1 protein-coding gene and 2 pseudogenes are annotated in these 1,237 nt (G+C 70.9%); 1 reads left to right on the top strand and 2 read right to left on the bottom strand.

Annotation, left to right across the window (positions count from 1 at the left end; translation table 11 throughout):
• Both FUT87_RS26165 and FUT87_RS31155 read right to left on the bottom strand, forming a co-directional pair.
• On the bottom strand, nt 1-540 hold a 540-nt coding region (locus tag FUT87_RS26165), incomplete at its 3' end, for a WD40/YVTN/BNR-like repeat-containing protein (protein WP_404935453.1).
• Between the two features lie 87 nt (nt 541-627).
• Nucleotides 628-895: pseudogene (locus tag FUT87_RS31155) on the bottom strand (MoaD/ThiS family protein).
• A 133-nt stretch (nt 896-1,028) separates the two neighbouring features.
• Between FUT87_RS31155 and FUT87_RS26155 the strand changes: the two are divergent.
• Nucleotides 1,029-1,237 (top strand): annotated as a pseudogene (locus FUT87_RS26155) (hypothetical protein); the annotation flags it as partial.

Raw genomic sequence — 1,237 nt, 5'->3', positions numbered from 1 at the left:
GTCCTCGCTGCGCCAGGCGCCGCCGCAGGAGATGCCCAGCAGTAGCCGCCTGGGATCGCGCGGATCGACGTGGATCGAATGGATGCCCGGTGCGTCGTAGCCGCCGCCGAACCAGCCCAGCCGCTCGGGCATGTGCCAGAGCGCGTCGATCAGTCGCCAGGTTTCGCCCTGGTCGTCGCTGACGAACAGCGCGCCCGGGATCGTGCCGGCCCAGAGCCGGCCGTCGCCGCCGCGCTCCAGCGCCCAGATCTGCTGCAGCTTCCAGGCCGGCCCCTCAGCGCCCTCCGGCTGCTCGGGAAAGGCCGGCGCGGCTAGTTCCCGCCAGGTGGCGCCGCCGTCGTCCGACGCCTGCAGCTTGCAGCCGAAATGGCCGAGGTTCAGCGCCGCGAACATGCGTCCTCCCCCCACCGGCGGGGGCAACACCATGCTGACGGGATCCCCCACGAAGCTGTGGCGACCGATCGACCAACCGCCCAAGGCGGGGTCGTGCCGAAGTTCGAACAGGCCCTTGCGCGTGGCGGCCCAGGCGGTGGTGATCATCGGTCTCTCCTTGCGATGGCTGGCGTCACCCGTGTCGACGTTCGAGCGGCGCGGTTTTCGACAGCGGCGCGTCCGCGGCTCCTGGGGCTATCCCCCGGACAGGGCCTGCAGCACATAGACCTTGGACTGCGCAGTCAGCGCGTCCGTCAGCCCGAGGCGGTCCTGGGCGCGGTGGCCGTCGATGAAGACGCACGTGGGTGCGCAGATGGCCCTGGTCGTCCAGGATGTAGCCGCGCAGGCGGGGATTCCGGTCGAAGGCCCGGGCGAGTGCCTCGCCCAGGGTGCGGGCGTCGCAGTCCAGCTTCGGCGTATCGACGTAGCGGTGCAGTTGGGCGGTGAATTCGACGTGGGCCATGGTCGGCGATCCTGCGACGAAGCGGGCCGCAAGAAAAGAGGGGCGACCAGGGACGACGAACGGGCGCTCGTCCCTTCGACAACGCGGGCCGGTCGGCTTGGGCAGAATCGCGGGCCCTCCCGGCCAGCCTGCCATGCCCAACGACATCTCGACCGCCACCGACCGCGCCCATGCCCGCACCGGCATGCTCTACGCCGCGCTCGCCTACATCGCCTGGGGCCTGTTCCCGCTGTACTTCAAGCGCCTGAGCGAGGTGAACGCGCTCGAGGTCATCGCGCATCGGACGGTCTGGTCGCTGGTGTTCGTGGCGCTGGTGCTGGCCGGCCTGCGGCGCTGGGCCTG

Source organism: Mitsuaria sp. TWR114, assembly GCF_007997345.1.
The sequence above is the reverse complement of the archived record's forward strand: the minus strand, read 5'-3'. Positions and strand labels throughout refer to the sequence as shown.